The organism is Palleniella muris (assembly GCF_004792655.1).
In the GTDB taxonomy this organism is placed as follows: domain Bacteria; phylum Bacteroidota; class Bacteroidia; order Bacteroidales; family Bacteroidaceae; genus Prevotella; species Prevotella muris_A.
The window spans coordinates 60,709-76,638 of record NZ_SRZC01000021.1 but is presented as its reverse complement, the minus strand read 5'-3'; the positions used below and the strand labels follow the sequence as shown (position 1 = coordinate 76,638).

Sequence of the window (15,930 nt, the reverse complement as noted above, 5' to 3'; positions counted from 1 at the left end):
GGTATAGCTTTTTTCGCATTCCCGCAAGACTTTGACAATCTTTTTTGCAAGAAAATGTCAACTTTTGCGCTTTCATTGACCCAAATCAACGGATATAAAGATATGCACATTATTATATATTATACAAAGGATTTCTTTAGGGGAAATTGGAAAAACGTGATACAGCATGAGAAAACAGGAGAAAGCATGACAAAGCATGATGTGGGTTGGGGTAAATGGAGGGAAAACATGAGGAAAATGCGAGGAAACGGATGAAAAATCACAAGAAAATGGACAAAATAACCAAGTGTTACCTTTGACATGGTAAAAGGTAACACTTTATACAGCCAAAGGTAACCATTCATGATGCGAATGGTTACCTTTGGTTATTGGTAAGAATAGCGGACTATTCTTTATGAAATACAATTAATACGAGAAACCTTATCAGAGACTTTCAAGCATGCGCTTGATGACCACCGAGCAAGATATTTCGCGGTTGGCAGCTTCGGGGATGACGAGGGAGTTAGGAGACTCGATGACATCATCGGTGACAATAAGTCCGCGACGTACAGGGAGACAGTGGAGGAACTTGCCGTTGTTTGTCCATGACATGTGCTCTGTGTCAACAGTCCATGACATGTCCTTGGAGAGGATTTTACCGTAGTCCGCAGGTTCGGTCACACCCGGGCATGACCAGTTCTTCGCATATATGAAGTCAGCGCCCTCAAATGCCTTTCGCTGGTCGTACTCAACTACAGCACGGCGCACCTCGCCCGTTGCAGGATTGGTATATTCAAGGAATTTCGGGTCGAGTTCGTAACCGTGAGGATGCGTAACGACAAGCTCCACATCAGGGGCGGCGAGCATCCACTGCACATAAGAGTTAGGCACAGCCTGCGGCAAAGCACGGCAGTGAGGCGCCCATGTCAGCACCGCCTTCATCTTCTTATGGTTGAAATCGAAATTGTCAAGACTATGACCGTTGTCCTTTGCCCATGATTCCTCCATTGTTATGAGGTCGGCGAAAGCCTGCAAAGGGTGGACAGTAGCAGTCTCCATGGCAAACACCGGTTTGCCACTGTACTTCAGGAACTGATTGAGGACAGTCTCCGCATAGTCATACTCACGGTCGGAAAGCCCTGCAAATGAGCGCACTCCAATCATATCGCAATAGCATGCCATGACAGGAATAGCCTCCAGGAGGTGCTCTGCCTTGTCACCGTCCATGATTACCCCACGCTCTGTTTCAAGCTTCCATGCCCCCGCATTGACATCAAGCACGATAACATTCATGCCAAGGTTCATTGCCGCCTTCTGCGTCGAGAGGCGTGTGCGCAGGGAATTGTTAAAGAATATCATCATCAAGGTCTTGTTTTTGCCAAGATGCTGATACTTGAAACGGTCGTTCTTGATTTCGAGTGCCTCCTGCATCGCCTTCTGAAGGTCGCCGAGGTCTTGCGGATTTACGAAACTTCTCATATTCAGGTAAGTATGTTATTTGTCTTGTTATCAGGCTCTTGTCTGTCCGTTGCCGTCAATGAGCCACTTATATGTTGTCATTTCCATAAGTGCCATTGGCCCTCGCGGTCCGAGTTTCTGTGTGGAAATGCCGATTTCGGCCCCGAGTCCGAACTGTGCTCCGTCGGTGAACGATGTTGGTGCGTTGACATATACACACGCTGCATCAACCTGTTGTTGGAATTTTTCGGCTGTCTCTTTGCTTTCTGTGATAATAGCTTCCGAGTGTCCGGAGCTGTAATGGCGGATATGTGCCAACGCATCGTCCACGGAATCAACGGTTTTTATGCTCAGTTTGTAGTCCATCCATTCACGTCCATAGACAGAAGAGTCATCATCGTCACAGAGTATGGCGGAATTAAGATGTGCCGCTGCACGGCTGTCAGCATAAAAATGCACACGTCCCATCATCGGAGAGAGCAGTTCTTTAAGGTCGTCAAGCCGGCTGCTGTGGACAAGCAGGCAGTCAAGGGCGTTGCAGACAGAGACCCGCCGTGTCTTTGCATTATCGATTATCGCCTTTCCTTTCTCAAGGTCGCCGTCCTTGTCAAAGTACGTATGCACCACTCCTGCCCCTGTCTCAATCACCGGAACGCGCGCATTGTCGCGGACAAACTCTATAAGTTTTTTCCCGCCACGTGGTATGCAGAGGTCGATATATCCCACGGCATTTAGCATCTCCGCCGTAGCCTCATGGGTGACAGGCAGCATATTGACAACGTCAGGGTTCACGCCTTCGTCCGCAAGCACCTGTTTTATTAAGGAAATTATCGCCTGATTGGAGCATTCTGCGTCCTTTCCGCCCTTCAGAATACAAGCATTGCCGGACTTGAAGCATAGCGAGAAGACATCAAAGGAGACATTCGGACGTGCCTCATAAATCACTCCGATGACACCGAAAGGCACTGAGACGCGACGCAGGAAAAGTCCGTTTTCCAAGGTATGTGCATTTGTTATCTTGCCCAAAGGAGACCCCAACCGTGCCACATTGCGCATGTCCGCAGCAATATTCTCGAGGCGGCTTTGCGTAAGTTGCAACCGGTCATAGAGCGGATTATCCTGCTCCATACGCTCAAGGTCCCTGCCATTGGCTTCAAGAAGCATGGAGGCGTTTGCCACAATAGCGTCAGCAACACGATTAAGGACAGTGTTGCGCTGCTCGTCACTCATGCCGGAAAGTGTGTAGCCGGCATCTTTTGTTATCTGAAAAATCTTGTTCATAAGTATGGCAAATGCCTGTTTCTTATATAAAAAATCCTATCCGCAATCTTAATGCCGGTTATCCGACTCCGTCATGGCACTATTCCGCCGGGGAAAACTCCGTGTGGACAATCTTTTCCGGGCATGTCAGCACATCCGGAAGTATGTTGTCGCGGTTGCCGTTGGCGATTATCACGCGTATGCCTTCGGCAGCAACAGACTGTGCCGTATGGTACTTTGACTCCATTCCCCCACGCCCTGCGGAGCTTTTGGATGTCTGGATATACTGCTCTATGTTGTCGTCAGGATGCACATGGCGTATGACCTCCGATGCCGGGTCTGAAGGGTTGTCTGTGTAGATGCCATCGATGTTTGACAGAAGCACAAGGGTTTTCGCGCCCATCATCTTGGCTATCAGTCCTGAAAGCTCATCATTGTCGGTGAACATCAGCTCTGTCACGCACACCGTATCGTTCTCGTTGACAACAGGAATCACACCGTTGTCAAGCATAACTTCCATGCAGGCACGCTGATTGTCGTACTGTTCGCCCTCCTCGAAGTTCTCTTTCATTGTCAGCACCTGTCCGATATGGATGCCGTATTCACGGAAAAGGTCGTAGTAATGATTGATGAGTTTCACCTGTCCTATCGCCGAATACAACTGGCGTTGCTCCACAGAGTCAAGGGCATACTCCACCTTCAGTTCGCTGCGACCACATGCCACAGCGCCCGAAGAGACAAGGATGACCTCGTAGCGGTGTTCCTTCAGCCACGCTATCTGGTCGACAAGAGCCGACAGACGAGTGATGTCGAGTTTGCCTTTGGCAGTTGTGAGCACATTGGAGCCCACTTTTATAACGATTCTTTCCACCTTAGTATTTGGGTTGAGGTTGTGGTGTTAGGTTATGGAAGAATATTGCCAATATTGTCAGCACTGTCATTATTGTCAATATTCTCCCACAACTAAGCATTCTATTTCATGCCGGCTTTCAGGCAACGGATTACTGCCGAGGTCATTCCGGAGTGCTCCAGTTCGTTGAGTCCGCGTATTGTCAGACCGCCCGGAGTGGTCACCTTGTCAATGGCAGCCTCAGGATGCAAGCCGGATTCCTGCAGAACTGCAACAGCTCCGGTCATTGTCTGCTGCGCTATCTGCTGAGCATTGGCAGGATAAAGTCCGAGTTCCACCCCACCCTGCATCATGGCATGGATGAAGCGCATCACATAAGCAATGCCACATCCGGCAAGCATATTGCCTGCCGCAAGTGTCTTCAAATCACATACCTGTGTCTTTCCGAGAAGTGACAATAGTCTTTCTACGGTCTTCACGGTCTCTGCCGGCACATCGTCCGCAGGAGATATGAAAGTCATACTCTGACAGTATTCCGCTGCAATGTTTGGCATGACGTAAAGAATCTGCGCCGTACTTCCCGGTAACATAGCCTTCAAGTCCTCCGGAAGTATGTTGGCAGCAACGGAGATGAATATCTTTCCGTCAAGTCTTCCTTCCGAAGCAATCTCGTCGATGACGGTTTTTGCCATCCAAGGCTTCACGGCAAGCACCACGATTTCTGCCTCTGCAACTGCCGTTTTGTTGTCAAGTGTACAGTGGAGTTCCGGGAAATCCGCCTTGATTCTGTCCAATGACTGTTGTGTGCGGGCAGTGACGGTAATGTCAAGGTCTGCGCCGTCACGCATGGCTTTTACCCATCCTTTGGCAAGGGCACCGCCCATGTTGCCGGCTCCTATTACTGATATTCTCATAATACTGCTTTAAAACGTTCAATGAAATCGTCCGCTTCCTGCATTGTCAGGCACAGAGGAGGCAGCAGACGGATGACATTAGTCCCTGCACAACCGGTGAAACAGTGCTGTTCCTTCACAAGTCGTGTGCGTGGCTCTTTATATGGAACAGCCAATTCTATGCCTATCATCAGACCGCATCCACGTACATCTGTGATGACAGGATACTCTTTCTGCAGTTCTTTCAGGCGAGAGACGATGTGGTTGCCCACCTTTTCCGCATTTTCCACAAGGTGTTCCTGCTCCATAACGTCAAGTACGGCGATTGCTCCAGCGCACGCAAGGTGGTTGCCGCCGAACGTTGTACCGAGCTGTCCATAGACAGGCGCAAACTTTGGAGAGATGAGCACACCGCCCATGGGAAAGCCATTGCAGATGCCTTTGGCTACGGTGATCATATCCGGAGCATCAGCTGTGCTGTCCATAAGCCACTGATGAGCGAAGAATTTGCCAGAACGACCGTATCCGCACTGTATCTCATCGCAGATAAACACCGTATTATATTTTGTACAAAGGGCGCGGAGTCCCGCATAGAACTCCTTTGTCACCATGCGTATGCCACCCACTCCCTGTATGCATTCGATAATAACGGCACAGACATCACCCTTCGCCAGTTCACGTTCCCATGCTTCAAGGTCGTTGATTGGCAGATAAGTGACATGACCGTTGGCATTTATCGGTGCTATGATTTTCGGGTTGTTGGTAGCCTCAACAGCAAGGGATGTCCTGCCGTGGAAGGCTTTTTCGAGTGAAAGGACACGTGTCCTGCCATTGTGGAAAGAAGCAAGTTTGAGGGCATTCTCGTTTGCCTCGGCACCGGAGTTTATGAGGAACAGTTGGTAATTGTCATATCCGCACACCTCGCCAAGACGCTTTGCAAGCTGTTTCTGCAAAGGATTCTGTACGGAGTTTGAATAAAAACCGAGTTTTCCGACCTGATTGCTTATGGCTTCCACATAATGCGGATGGGCATGACCTATGGAAATCACGGCATGACCGCCATAAAGGTCAAGGTATTCCTCGCCCTTGTCATCCCAGACATGGCATCCTTTGCCTTTTTCTATCGTTATGTCGAAAAGCGGATAAACGTCAAATAGTATCATAATATGCTCTTTTTTACTGATTAAAAGCCCTTCATGCAAAGGGATGCTGTTAAACCTGCGCAATGGACTTTTGGAAAGATACCATTGCAAAAAGGCAGGATAGGAAGCCCACCCTGCCATATATTATTGATCAGAAAGCGGATGCCTTCAGATTAAGTCCCGTCCGTTCGTCACATCCGAACATGATGTTCATATTCTGTACAGCCTGTCCGACAGCGCCTTTGAGCAGGTTGTCTATAATCGATGTGACCACAACCTTCCTTCCAAAGACATCGACATGGACAATGGCTTTGTTTGTATTGACCACCTGCTTCAAGTCCGGTGCCTTGTCGGAATAGTGCGTGAACGCTGCATCCTTGAAGAATTCCTTATACAAAGCGACAATCTCCTCTGCCTCAACTGCCTTGTCAAGAGTGACCACCTCTGTGCAGAAGATGCCACGGGCAAAATCACCGCGATAAGGAATGAAGTCCACCGTCAGACCATCTGCACAGAAACCTTCCTCCAAAGTATCTACAAACTTAGGGGCGGAATCAGGACGAAGGTCGTTCAAAGTCTGGCAAATCTCATGCAGATGCTGATGAGTGAAGAGCTTATAGACAGAGAAATTGTTGTTGCGCCATGAGAAATGGGTCGTCGCTCCCGGCTTCTGACCTGCTCCGGTAGAGCCTGTAACGGCATTGACACTGACATCATGGGTCAGCAGTCCTGCCTTTGCAAGCGGCAAAAGACCTTCCTGAATACAAGTAGCAAAGCAGCCCGGATTGGCAAGGTGCTTACATGAAGCTATCTCATCACGGTAAATCTCCGGCAGACCGTAGACATAATCATGATCTCCCTTTATGCGGAAATCTTGTGCAAGGTCTATTATCCTGACATTCTTAGGAATGGAATACTCTTTCAGGAATGCCGCACTCTTGCCATGACCGAAGCAGAAGAACACGACATCAACCTTGTCAAACGGCATCTCTGACGTGAAGACAAGTTCCGTATCACCAAGAAGTCCTTCATGGACATCGTAAACTTTGTTGCCGGCATTTGACTCTGAGTTTGCAAACACAAGCTCCACCTCCGGGTGGTTAAGCAGGATGCGGATAAGTTCACCTCCGGTATAACCTGCCGCTCCGAGAACACCTACCTTTATCATCATTCAGGAATATTACAAAATTGTCGGGGTGACCAGACTCGAACTGGCGACCACACGCCCCCCAGACGCGTACGCTAACCAACTGCGCCACACCCCGAAAAAACATAATGCAGACATCCGCATCCCTTGGAGGGTAATTATTGGAATGTCAGAATGAAATGTCTGCACTATTCATTTATATATTAACGCTCCTCGTCAGGATGCGCAAGATAATAGGCACGAAGTGCCGTTGATGTCACTTTGATGAATCCTTTCGCATCCTCAGAAGACCATGCCTTGGCTGTCTCGCCGTATTCTCCGAGCTTGTTCTTCACAAGGTCGTTAGGGGATTCCACTCCGACAGTCTGGAAACCTAAAGGACGGAGTTCCAGTATCACATCGCCTGTCACATTGCGCTGTGAGGATGTGAGCATTGCCTCGATGTCCGGCATAACCGGTTCAAGATACTGTGATTCGTGGAGGAACATGCCGTACCAGTTTGCCACCTGGTCTTTCCAGTACTGCTGCCACTTGGACAGCGTGTATTTCTCAAGGAAACGGTGTGCTCCGATTATGAGCATAGGCGCAGCAGCCTCAAAGCCTACACGGCCTTTGATACCGATGATTGTGTCGCCGACATGGCAGTCACGACCTATACCGTAAGCCGCACCGATTTCCTCCACTGCCTGTATGGCGGCAATCTTATCCTCATACTTTTTGCCATTGACAGAACAGAGTTCGCCTTTCTCAAAACCCAGCTTCAGTGTCTCCGGTCCTTCCTTTGTCACATGCTTCAAGTAAGCCTCTTCAGGCAGTCCCTGTGCTGAGTCAAGTATCTCGCCACCGCAGATTGATGTTCCCCAAATGCCTACATTATATGAATATTTCAGCTTTGTGAAATCAGCGAAATAGCCGTTCTTGTTGAGGTAGTCCACCTCTTCCTGACGTGAAAGATTGCGGTCACGGGTAAGGGTGATAATCTCAATGCCCGGAGCTTTCACAAGGAAAGTCATGTCAAAACGAATCTGATCGTTACCGGCACCGGTTGAACCGTGAGCGATGGCATCCGCACCGATTTCCTTTGCATAGCGTGCAATGGCGAGTGCCTGGAAGATACGTTCAGAACTTACAGATATAGGATAGCAGTTGTTGCGGAGGACATTGCCGTAGACCATGTATTTCAGTGACTTCTCGTAATACTCCTGAGTGACATCAAGAGTAACATACTTCACAGCACCGAGCTTGTAGGCATTCTCTTCGTTTGCCTTCAGTTGCTCAGCGGAGAAACCACCGGTATTGGCACACGCAGCGTAGACCTCACAATCCATTTCCTTTGTGAGATACATCACATTGTAACTTGTATCAAGGCCACCGGAAAAGGCAACCACAACTTTTTTCTTTGCCATAATATCTGTTTTTCCTTTCTTCTTGTTCTTGAAAGTGTTTTCTAAAACGGTATGCCTCTCAGTGTAAGAGTCTTAATGACATCCTGGAACACTTCTATCGGAGTAGGCTCACCCGTGTGCATCTCCGGGTCATAGAGCATTCCTGTGCAGATGCAGAACTTACGTTCCTTTGCCTTGAGAATGTCATGGTTGGTACAACCCTCACATCCGCGCCAGAAGGCATCATCATCAGTCAACTGATTGAAACTGACAGGCACATATCCCAACTGAGTGTTCATTTTCATGACCGCATCACCGCTTGTCAGTGAGAATATCTTGGCATGAGGCCACCTTACACGTGCAAGAGTGAACGTATAGTCCTTTATGCGCTTGGCGATTCCCATTCCGAGATAGTCAAAATGAACTATCAGTCCGGAGGTGGTGACATAGGATTTGTTGCCCCATGTCTCTATATAGCTGAAGCCTGCGAACTTGTCTCCACACAGTGCGAGGATGGCTTTCCCCTCCCTCATCTTCGTGGCTACATACTCATGGGAGCGTTCAGCAATACCAGTGCCGCGCTTTTTCGCAGCGATACGTATTGTGTCAAGAATTGTGTCGACATATTTCTCATCGTCGGCATCAGCAACCTTTATTGTTATCTCTTCTTGCATCTTATTGTATATCCGGTATTATATATGCCAGTGCGTCAGTCGCTTCTTCATGGGTCACATCAGGAGCGAGCACTATGAAAATAGTATCATCACCAGCTATTGTCCCAAGCACAGAATCGAGGCGTGCATTATCTATATTATAAGCTATACTCGAGGCATATCCCGGGCGTGTATGTATGACGCCCATGTTGCCTGAGAATTTCAAGGAAAGGAAACCTGTCGTCGTAAGCATGTCACGCGCCGTCATTGGCTTCTGCACACGTTTGTACATGGTCTCGTTCGGAAGCACATAGATGTACTTGCCATCTGCCATAGCAGCCTTAGCGACTTTCAACTGTTTCATGTCGCGTGACAGCGTTGCCTGCGTGATGTTTATCCCTTCCTTACGCAAAGCGCGAAGCACCTCGTCCTGAGAACACAGTTCACGTGTGGAGAACAGTTTCCTCAATTTGTCAAGACGATTGTTTTTCAGCCCCATTTTGCATATTTATGTAATTCGGATGCAAATTTACACATATTTATGCAAACCACCAAACTTTTCGCGATGTTTTTTTGTTAAAATTACGCTAAAATCTGCCGAATAGCTTAGAATGAGCGATTTATGAGTGTTTCACCTCAATGGAGGTAATGATTTAGCAATGGTTCTAATTTCTGCAATGCGCATACGTTTGCTTGTCAAACAACTCTTGTCGGTTGCAAAAGTACAACAAAAACTTCGACTTACAAAAATGCAGTTTATCTTTTATGATTTATTTTCAGTTATGATTTAGATGATTTCAACTGAGTTTACAAATGTACTTCGCAACATGCCTGTTAGTTCTTGATGCGCAATTATATGTAGCTAAAATGTTAAAAATGTAGCATAAGATGGCTTTTTATCGCAGATGTTTCTTTTTTATGAAACAATATGAGTATCTTTGTCAACCAAAAAGAATAATATGGCACAAAATATCTTCCGACTTGTCTTGACAGACGAGGCACAGGACTTCATTGAGAGTTTACCCGAAGCGGTATCTTACAAGATATACTACAACATCAAGCGTGTTGCAGGAGGAGAACGCAACAAGGAACTTTTCAAGAAGTTAGAAAATTCGGAGATATGGGAGTTCCGTACATTATATAACAAAACTGCTTATCGGCTTTTTGCCTTTTGGGATAGGGACAAAGAGACATTGGTGATTGCCACTCACGGTATTATCAAGAAAACTCAAAAGACACCAAGCAAGGAAATTGCGAAAGCAGAAGCAATCAGAAAAGAATATTTCAAAAATAAGTAATTATGGCACAGATGAATCTTACTCCATTGGATGATGTTCTTGACAAGCATTTCGGTAAAATTGGCACTCCAAAACGTGACGCTTTTGAAAGTGATGTGGATGAAGCGTTGCATGCTTATCGTTTGGGAGAAGCCATCAAGAAAGCTCGTATTGAACAGAACTTAACCCAAGAACAGTTGGGTGAGCGTATTGGTGTGAAAAGAGCACAGATTTCTCGCTTGGAAAGAGGTTATAGTATTACCATTCCTACTATGCGACGAGTTTTCAAGGCTCTTGGTGTTGTAACCGCAACCATAGATTTGGGTATCGCAGGAAAAGTAGCTTTATGGTAAAATATTCATCTTTATAATAACAACAATGGCAACAATAGACTTTGAAAATATAGAATCTCAAAACAATTCAGATAATAAATATTTGGAACTTTGTAAAAAAGGAAGATATATAGAAGCTGTAAAAGTTTATAAAGATGACACAGGATGTGGATTAGCAGAAGCAAAAGCTTACATTGACAATCTGCGTTCTGAGTATGGGGTACAGCCTCAATCTGCGGGACAAGGATGTATGGTTGCGGTAAGTATATTAATTATAGTTTCATTTCTAATATTTTTGTAATATGGCACGACGATACAGAGACCCTTGGGCTAAAAAGTCCAAAAAGGGAATGAAATCATTAGGAACAATAGCCAAAGTCGGAGGCGCTTTAGGTTATGCTGCTTATAACGGTATAAAAAGTACAAATGCACAAACTCGACAATTAAATCAAACAAGAAATACCAAAAACATTTCTCCTACAGGTTGTGGCATTATTGCAATTGGTTTTATCTTGGGAGCTATTGTAGGTATTTGTGCCGGGAGTTTCATGGCTTTTGGTATAATCTTTTTTGGCACAGCCTTCGTTGTGTCAATTATGACTATTGTATCGTCAGATGAAGAAACAAAACAAACTTCGTCGCCTACTGAAGTGTCAAAAGAAGATGTACTAATTAATTCTAATCCTAAGTTTAAAGAGGTTGCAGGCGCTATTAAGAAATCTATTTTGTCTAAAGTTCCCCATGAGTATATAAATTTACAATTAAAAGGTTTACCTGTTGATTTAAGAAAAGAATGTTTCTTGCAAGCCTTGTTGTCTGCATTAGACGAATATAATTTGATGCCTGAAATTCCCAATGAGACAGAGAAGTATATTGATGGTCTTACGGCAAAAATGAACATATCAGAGGACATGCTTGCAAGCAAAAGCCAATATGTTGACTTTACAAAATCTCTTATTGTTCAAGATATTTTGCATGGAATTATTCCACGCAGGGCGACTTTAACACGAAATCCCATTAATTTTCAAAAAAATGAGATTTTAATTTGGCCTTTTGTCGGGGTAGTTTTGTATGAGGAAGTAGTTAGACATCAATCCGTTGGAGCTTCAAGGGGAATTAGTGTTCGTGTTGCAAATGGTATATACTATCGTGTAGGAGCATTCAAGGGAGAAACTTTAACGACATCAAGTCTGCAAGCAAAATATACAGGTTCATTGATAATCACAAATAAAAATATATATTTATATTCTATTCAAAAATCAATTCGTTTACCATATGAAAAGATATTGTCTTTTGTTCCATTTGAAGATGGTATCGGCATTCAGCCAGACAGAATGAATGCAAAAACTATCTATATCAAGGGACTTGATGGTAGATTTGCATTTAATGTTGTGTCAAACATACGAAACATAAATGAATAAGAATTCAAATGCAGGGTGCTTATAGAAGACACCCTGCATTTAAATTATCGCCATAAGCCTTTCTGTCGTAAATGATTTCGAAATAAAATCCATTGTTCTTTGAACCAATCAACAATAGGTTGTCTATTGATATGCAAAAACAATTGGTTCGGCTTAGTGGAATCAGAGAATACTTTGATTTCCGCATCCTCCACTTTGAACTTTCGCCTGTGTTCCTCTGAATAAAGCGAACCGCTAAAGTTCAATGCCTTTCCTGTAAGAAGCACTCCGATTTGCTCAGCTGTAAAGCCAATCTTCTGGCACAAAATTTCCATTTGTAAGCGTGCCTCCAACATCGGGAACCAACGCTTGGCTTTGCGGATGATTCCATTGAGCGTAGTCACCTCAAAAGAGTGCTTACTTGTCAACTTCTCAACCTCTGATTGGTGCTTCTGTTGCATCTCGTCAAGCTGCCGTTCATGGCTCTCCTCTATTCGCTGCATCTTCTCATGGAGTTCATCTATGTATTGCTCTCGGTCGGTGACAAGTTCGCATAGTTTCTTGTTGGTTTGCTCCACCTCCTTTAGTTTACCACTGCCCAAAAGAGAACCAATCTTTGAGACAAGGGCGGTCTTGGCTTCCGTCTTTGCAGCCTGTAACTTCTCCGTGTTGACTTCGCTCTTGGTCTTTTGAAGAAGTTGCTGCGCCTCGTTGATGTCCGATTGCAACAGCTTCATGCAGTTCTGAAGCCTGTCCGTCTCTCGCTTGATATTGCGATAATACTGTGCCGTGGTGGTATGCCTTGCGTCAGAGCCACGGACACCTCGCTTCAATCCGTACTTGCTCATGGCTTGCGCATAACTGTCGTGGTAGCCTATCATCTTGTCTCTGTTGAGCACGTCGTCGGCACACAGTCTCACGGCATTGGCTTTCTTGCGGTATGTCCGCTTGCCCTCTTCCGTAGGCTTTGCCCTTGCCTTTCTTCGCTCGCCTGTCACTATCGGAACGATGGAGGCATGGAGGTGTGGCGTATGCTCGTCCATGTGGAGAACAAACGACACCACATTCTCCTTGCCAAATGTGTCCTGCAACCATCTCAAGCTATCGTTGCACCAATCGTCAAGCTGTCCTTTTTCTGTGATGTTCATCATGTCCTCGTGTGTTCCCGAAAGAACTGTTCTTATCACCCTAACCTGGTCGTTGGTAATCTTGCGCTTGATGCCTGCCGTTTTGATGCGGTAGGCGATGGCTTCGTCACGACCATACACGCCACTCGGCATCTTGACAAGCTCACGGTTGAGGTGCGTTCTCGTAGGGTCTGCGTTGTCGGGAATCACCTTGCGCTCTATGTGGTCTGATTCCCTTGCGTCAGAACAGCCCTTTGCCTTCTTGAAATCCAAACTGAAATGTCCCATAATAAACTTGTTTTTGAGTTATACAATTCCGCTTGCCGCATTGCGCCCTGCGCATGGCTCACGGGGTTTCAAAAGGGGATGCCCCTTTGCTCAAACGGGTGTTTTTAGCGGTGGCGTGCCACTGCGTCAAGAAAACGCCCTATTAAGCTATGGCTTTTCCGTTCAGAATAGCCATTGGGGCAGGAACCACATCACATGCCCAAGGCTGCGCCTCTCTTACGAGGTGGAACGGTTCGCTTAACAGGCTGTACTTGGTGTACTGACTGTTTGGATTTAGCTCCGCACAGATAGTCGTTCAAGTCGTTGTACTCGCTATACAAATAAGATGCGTCCCTCACACGATAGCCAAGGGCATTCTCTATGACTACCGTTGCCTTGCGTCCTGCATCATCATTGTCAAGCAGACAACTGATGCGTTCGTAGTCATGGAGAACGTCAATAGCCTTGTCCACGTTGCTTGTGGAGTTGAGTATCACGTAGTCCTGTGCCTCCAATGACGGATATGTCGGGAACCTCTGCACTCGTATCGTGAGAAACGACAGATAGTCCATCATGCCCTCGAACACATAACATGTGCTTCTTGCCTCGCCTTGCTGTCGGATATGTGTAATGTCCTTGGGCGATATGCAACCCTTGAAAAATTGGTTGCGAATCTCGTAACCTCCCGACTTGTTCTTGAAGCCTATGGCGAAGTATCTCTTGCCGTTGTTGGAGAAATGCAGTTCCACACATTCCTTTCGGGCGATGTGCGGATTAATCTTTCTCTCGTTCAGATAACGCAAGAGTGCAGGGTGATAGAGTTCCATAACCTCCAATCCCTCAAAGCTCGGCTTGGTGGCTTGCTGAGTGAAAGAAGAGTCGGTAGGATGCACATAAGGTGCTTGCTTCTCTATCTTGTCCAAAAGATAAGGCAAGTTGGCAGATGCGTAGAGGTGTGCTGCGAGGTCGATGATGTTGCCACCTCTGCCCATGCCGAAGTCGAACCAACTGTTTATTGCTGTGTTCACCTTGAAAGATGCCTCACTCTCGTTTCTGAGAGGTGATTTGTACCAAAGGTTAGCACCCTGTTGCTTGACAGGGCGGTGTCCCAAACTTTGCAGATAGTCTGCAATCTTGATTTGCTTTGCTTCTTGAATGTTCATATCTTACAGTGGATTAAGTGGTGAATGTATTTTTGATGAGCTGTTGAAAATAAAGAATAACCTTGTGAGAACCAACAAATTAGCATTACAACAAACTCTCAACAAATTCCTCGTCACAACAAATTACGAGGCAAAAGAGAAAGATAGGGAGAACCATCATGTTTTCTCTTTTCATCAGTCCCATTCTTTTGTTGAGTATTATGTTGAGAATATGTAGAACCATAAATATCTGATATTCAACACTTATTTTATCATATTCAACAATTCATCAAATTATTTGCCGTTTAATTTGTCTCTCGTTATGGTATAGAACCTGCCCACACGTTTGATGGGTAAATATTGGCAACCATTGTTGTAGTTATACTCGTATGTAGTGTATGTGAGACCGTTTAGTGCAGGTTGCAGCTTCCAACAGTCCTGCACTATCTTTCGCACAAGGTGCTTCTCCGCTTTCACGTGGTTGCACTGCAACAAGGAAAGGGCATCATTGAGGCAGAACTGCAAGCTATCTGTCTGGGTGTTCTCCATAATTTCAAGAAACAACTCCGATAGTTCCACCTCAAGTCTGTTGCGGTTGCAGCGGATGATTCTCCGCAAAGCATCAGTCGCAATCTGTTCGGGGGCGAACCACATTCGGCTCTTCTGCTGTGTTGACAGCGTTCTGCCTTGCAGATGGAACAGGAAAGCAGGTATCTCAGCAATCAGTTTACGCAAGAAGTCGGTATCGTCCGATTGCAGCGATGAAATCTTTCTCACCCAATATCGGGTCTCTCCCTCGTCAATGATGACAGGCAGGGATTCGTTGTTGGAGCACAGCACAAACTTGGCAAAGAAAGAAATCTCGTTTCTGTCCTTGCCCTTGGCTTCAACCTTGTAGGATAGTGTGGTGCTGAGGTTCTTCAAACGCTCGGAATCCTCCCTGCGACTGAGTAGCACCTCGTCCACGACAATGAGCAGTTTGCCAGCCCAATCTGCATTGAACTGACTGCGGAAGTCCTCGTTGGTATTGAACGTTACGTTGTCTTGGAACAATGCTTTGAGAAAGTTCAAGAACGTGGTCTTTCCTGTGTTCCTCTCCTCTGATACAAGCAACAGGATGGGAAGTTTCTGCACTGGTCTGAGATAGAGCAGTTGCAGATAGTCCATGCCAAGCTCGTATTGCTCACCGAAGATATGCCTTACCAACTTTTTGATGTTCGGAAAATCCCCTTGCATTGGCTTGTGGCTTATCGGCTCGTAGAGATTGAGAAAACCGTCTATCACCGTGCGGTGGTTCACATGTTCGGGAACGGTACAGAATCCGTCATACTTGTGGACGTACTTGATGAACTCCTTGCCGTAGTCCTGACGCAAGGTTTCCATGTTCCAAGGGATGCGCTTTCTTACCTTTCCTCCATTGATAGTAGGTTGGTCAACCACCTTGTATAAGGTTGTGCCAACACGGATGAACACCTCGTTTGGTGGAGGTGGTGCCTGTGGCTGCATGGTAGCAACTTCAACTGGCAGTTTGTTGTCATTTGTCATGTTCATAAATTCTCCTTTGTAACTTATAAAAATTAAAGTTGCAAAGGTAATGGCGGAAAATCAAAATACAAAA

General features: G+C 46.0%; 15 protein-coding genes, 1 tRNA gene and 1 pseudogene. 4 read left to right on the top strand and 13 right to left on the bottom strand.

Going from position 1 to position 15,930, the window contains the following annotated elements; translation table 11 throughout:
• Nucleotides 1–423: 423 nt before the first annotated feature.
• The 10 genes and pseudogenes from E5358_RS11910 to E5358_RS11865 form a co-directional block, all read right to left on the bottom strand.
• Complete coding sequence (locus E5358_RS11910) at nt 424–1,458, bottom strand: Rossmann-fold NAD(P)-binding domain-containing protein (protein ID WP_135940393.1); 1,035 nt, start codon at nt 1,456–1,458, stop codon at nt 424–426.
• 30 nt (nt 1,459–1,488) lie between these two features.
• Nucleotides 1,489–2,724, bottom strand: coding sequence for a glutamate-5-semialdehyde dehydrogenase (locus E5358_RS11905; RefSeq protein WP_422121079.1), 1,236 nt, complete (start codon nt 2,722–2,724; stop codon nt 1,489–1,491).
• 82 nt (nt 2,725–2,806) lie between these two features.
• Nucleotides 2,807–3,568, bottom strand: a pseudogene (gene proB / locus E5358_RS11900) (glutamate 5-kinase); the annotation flags it as partial.
• A 101-nt stretch (nt 3,569–3,669) separates the two neighbouring features.
• Nucleotides 3,670–4,461, bottom strand: a complete 792-nt coding sequence (proC, locus tag E5358_RS11895; RefSeq protein ID WP_135940390.1) for a pyrroline-5-carboxylate reductase — start codon at nt 4,459–4,461, stop codon at nt 3,670–3,672.
• Entirely contained in the window at nt 4,458–5,603 is a 1,146-nt protein-coding gene (locus tag E5358_RS11890) for an aspartate aminotransferase family protein (RefSeq protein WP_135940389.1), read from the bottom strand. Before E5358_RS11890 ends, proC begins: the two co-directional genes overlap by 4 nt.
• A 130-nt stretch (nt 5,604–5,733) precedes the next feature.
• Nucleotides 5,734–6,750 carry an N-acetyl-gamma-glutamyl-phosphate reductase gene (gene argC / locus E5358_RS11885; protein ID WP_135940401.1) on the bottom strand — a complete coding sequence of 339 codons (1,017 nt, stop codon included), beginning with the start codon at nt 6,748–6,750 and terminating at the stop codon, nt 5,734–5,736.
• 23 nt (nt 6,751–6,773) lie between these two features.
• Nucleotides 6,774–6,847: transfer RNA gene (locus E5358_RS11880), tRNA-Pro, on the bottom strand.
• Nucleotides 6,848–6,932: 85 nt separating this feature from the next.
• Nucleotides 6,933–8,135: an argininosuccinate synthase gene (locus E5358_RS11875; RefSeq protein ID WP_168354659.1), complete on the bottom strand. Its 1,203-nt coding sequence runs from the start codon at nt 8,133–8,135 to the stop codon at nt 6,933–6,935.
• A gap of 41 nt (nt 8,136–8,176) precedes the next feature.
• Entirely contained in the window at nt 8,177–8,788 is a 612-nt protein-coding gene (locus E5358_RS11870) for a GNAT family N-acetyltransferase (protein ID WP_135940387.1), read from the bottom strand.
• Between the two features lies 1 nt (nt 8,789).
• Nucleotides 8,790–9,266: an arginine repressor gene (locus E5358_RS11865; RefSeq protein ID WP_135940386.1), complete on the bottom strand. Its 477-nt coding sequence runs from the start codon at nt 9,264–9,266 to the stop codon at nt 8,790–8,792.
• A gap of 460 nt (nt 9,267–9,726) precedes the next feature.
• On the opposite strand from E5358_RS11865, the gene E5358_RS11860 reads away from it, so the two are divergent.
• Genes E5358_RS11860 through E5358_RS11845 form a run of 4 tightly spaced genes read left to right on the top strand, consistent with a single transcriptional unit; the run spans nt 9,727 to nt 11,797 of the window.
• On the top strand, nt 9,727–10,065 hold the full coding sequence (locus E5358_RS11860) for a type II toxin-antitoxin system RelE/ParE family toxin (RefSeq protein WP_077195648.1): 339 nt from the start codon (nt 9,727–9,729) through the stop codon (nt 10,063–10,065).
• Nucleotides 10,066–10,067: 2 nt separating this feature from the next.
• Nucleotides 10,068–10,397: a helix-turn-helix transcriptional regulator gene (locus E5358_RS11855; protein ID WP_094386722.1), complete on the top strand. Its 330-nt coding sequence runs from the start codon at nt 10,068–10,070 to the stop codon at nt 10,395–10,397.
• A 25-nt stretch (nt 10,398–10,422) separates the two neighbouring features.
• Nucleotides 10,423–10,677, top strand: coding sequence for a hypothetical protein (locus E5358_RS11850; protein WP_117654392.1), 255 nt, complete (start codon nt 10,423–10,425; stop codon nt 10,675–10,677).
• A 49-nt stretch (nt 10,678–10,726) separates the two neighbouring features.
• The gene (locus E5358_RS11845; RefSeq protein WP_135940385.1) at nt 10,727–11,797 is read left to right on the top strand and encodes a hypothetical protein; all 1,071 of its coding nucleotides are present in this window, start codon (nt 10,727–10,729) and stop codon (nt 11,795–11,797) included.
• A gap of 44 nt (nt 11,798–11,841) precedes the next feature.
• Here the strand turns inward: E5358_RS11845 and mobV are convergent, their stop codons facing one another.
• The 3 genes from mobV to E5358_RS11830 all read right to left on the bottom strand — a co-directional run bounded on the left by mobV (nt 11,842) and on the right by E5358_RS11830 (nt 15,818).
• Nucleotides 11,842–13,191 (bottom strand): MobV family relaxase, encoded by a 1,350-nt coding sequence (gene mobV / locus E5358_RS11840; protein ID WP_135940384.1) that lies wholly within the window; start codon nt 13,189–13,191, stop codon nt 11,842–11,844.
• 191 nt (nt 13,192–13,382) lie between these two features.
• Nucleotides 13,383–14,333 carry a toprim domain-containing protein gene (locus E5358_RS11835; protein WP_135940383.1) on the bottom strand — a complete coding sequence of 317 codons (951 nt, stop codon included), beginning with the start codon at nt 14,331–14,333 and terminating at the stop codon, nt 13,383–13,385.
• Nucleotides 14,334–14,606: 273 nt separating this feature from the next.
• Nucleotides 14,607–15,818, bottom strand: a complete 1,212-nt coding sequence (locus E5358_RS11830; protein ID WP_135940400.1) for a primase-helicase family protein — start codon at nt 15,816–15,818, stop codon at nt 14,607–14,609.
• Nucleotides 15,819–15,930 lie beyond the last annotated feature (112 nt).

What these genes read in the sequence shown, in the direction of transcription:
- E5358_RS11910 (WP_135940393.1), bottom strand. Translation starts at nt 1,458, where the DNA reads ATGAGAAGTTTCGTAAATCCGCAAGACCTCGGCGACCTTCAGAAGGCG.
- proC (WP_135940390.1), bottom strand. Translation starts at nt 4,461, where the DNA reads ATGAGAATATCAGTAATAGGAGCCGGCAACATGGGCGGTGCCCTTGCC.
- E5358_RS11890 (WP_135940389.1), bottom strand. Translation starts at nt 5,603, where the DNA reads ATGATACTATTTGACGTTTATCCGCTTTTCGACATAACGATAGAAAAA.
- argC (WP_135940401.1), bottom strand. Translation starts at nt 6,750, where the DNA reads ATGATAAAGGTAGGTGTTCTCGGAGCGGCAGGTTATACCGGAGGTGAA.
- E5358_RS11875 (WP_168354659.1), bottom strand. Translation starts at nt 8,135, where the DNA reads ATGGCAAAGAAAAAAGTTGTGGTTGCCTTTTCCGGTGGCCTTGATACA.
- E5358_RS11870 (WP_135940387.1), bottom strand. Translation starts at nt 8,788, where the DNA reads ATGCAAGAAGAGATAACAATAAAGGTTGCTGATGCCGACGATGAGAAA.
- E5358_RS11865 (WP_135940386.1), bottom strand. Translation starts at nt 9,266, where the DNA reads ATGGGGCTGAAAAACAATCGTCTTGACAAATTGAGGAAACTGTTCTCC.
- E5358_RS11860 (WP_077195648.1), top strand. Translation starts at nt 9,727, where the DNA reads ATGGCACAAAATATCTTCCGACTTGTCTTGACAGACGAGGCACAGGAC.
- E5358_RS11855 (WP_094386722.1), top strand. Translation starts at nt 10,068, where the DNA reads ATGGCACAGATGAATCTTACTCCATTGGATGATGTTCTTGACAAGCAT.
- E5358_RS11850 (WP_117654392.1), top strand. Translation starts at nt 10,423, where the DNA reads ATGGCAACAATAGACTTTGAAAATATAGAATCTCAAAACAATTCAGAT.
- E5358_RS11845 (WP_135940385.1), top strand. Translation starts at nt 10,727, where the DNA reads ATGAAATCATTAGGAACAATAGCCAAAGTCGGAGGCGCTTTAGGTTAT.
- mobV (WP_135940384.1), bottom strand. Translation starts at nt 13,191, where the DNA reads ATGGGACATTTCAGTTTGGATTTCAAGAAGGCAAAGGGCTGTTCTGAC.
- E5358_RS11835 (WP_135940383.1), bottom strand. Translation starts at nt 14,333, where the DNA reads ATGAACATTCAAGAAGCAAAGCAAATCAAGATTGCAGACTATCTGCAA.
- E5358_RS11830 (WP_135940400.1), bottom strand. Translation starts at nt 15,818, where the DNA reads ATGCAGCCACAGGCACCACCTCCACCAAACGAGGTGTTCATCCGTGTT.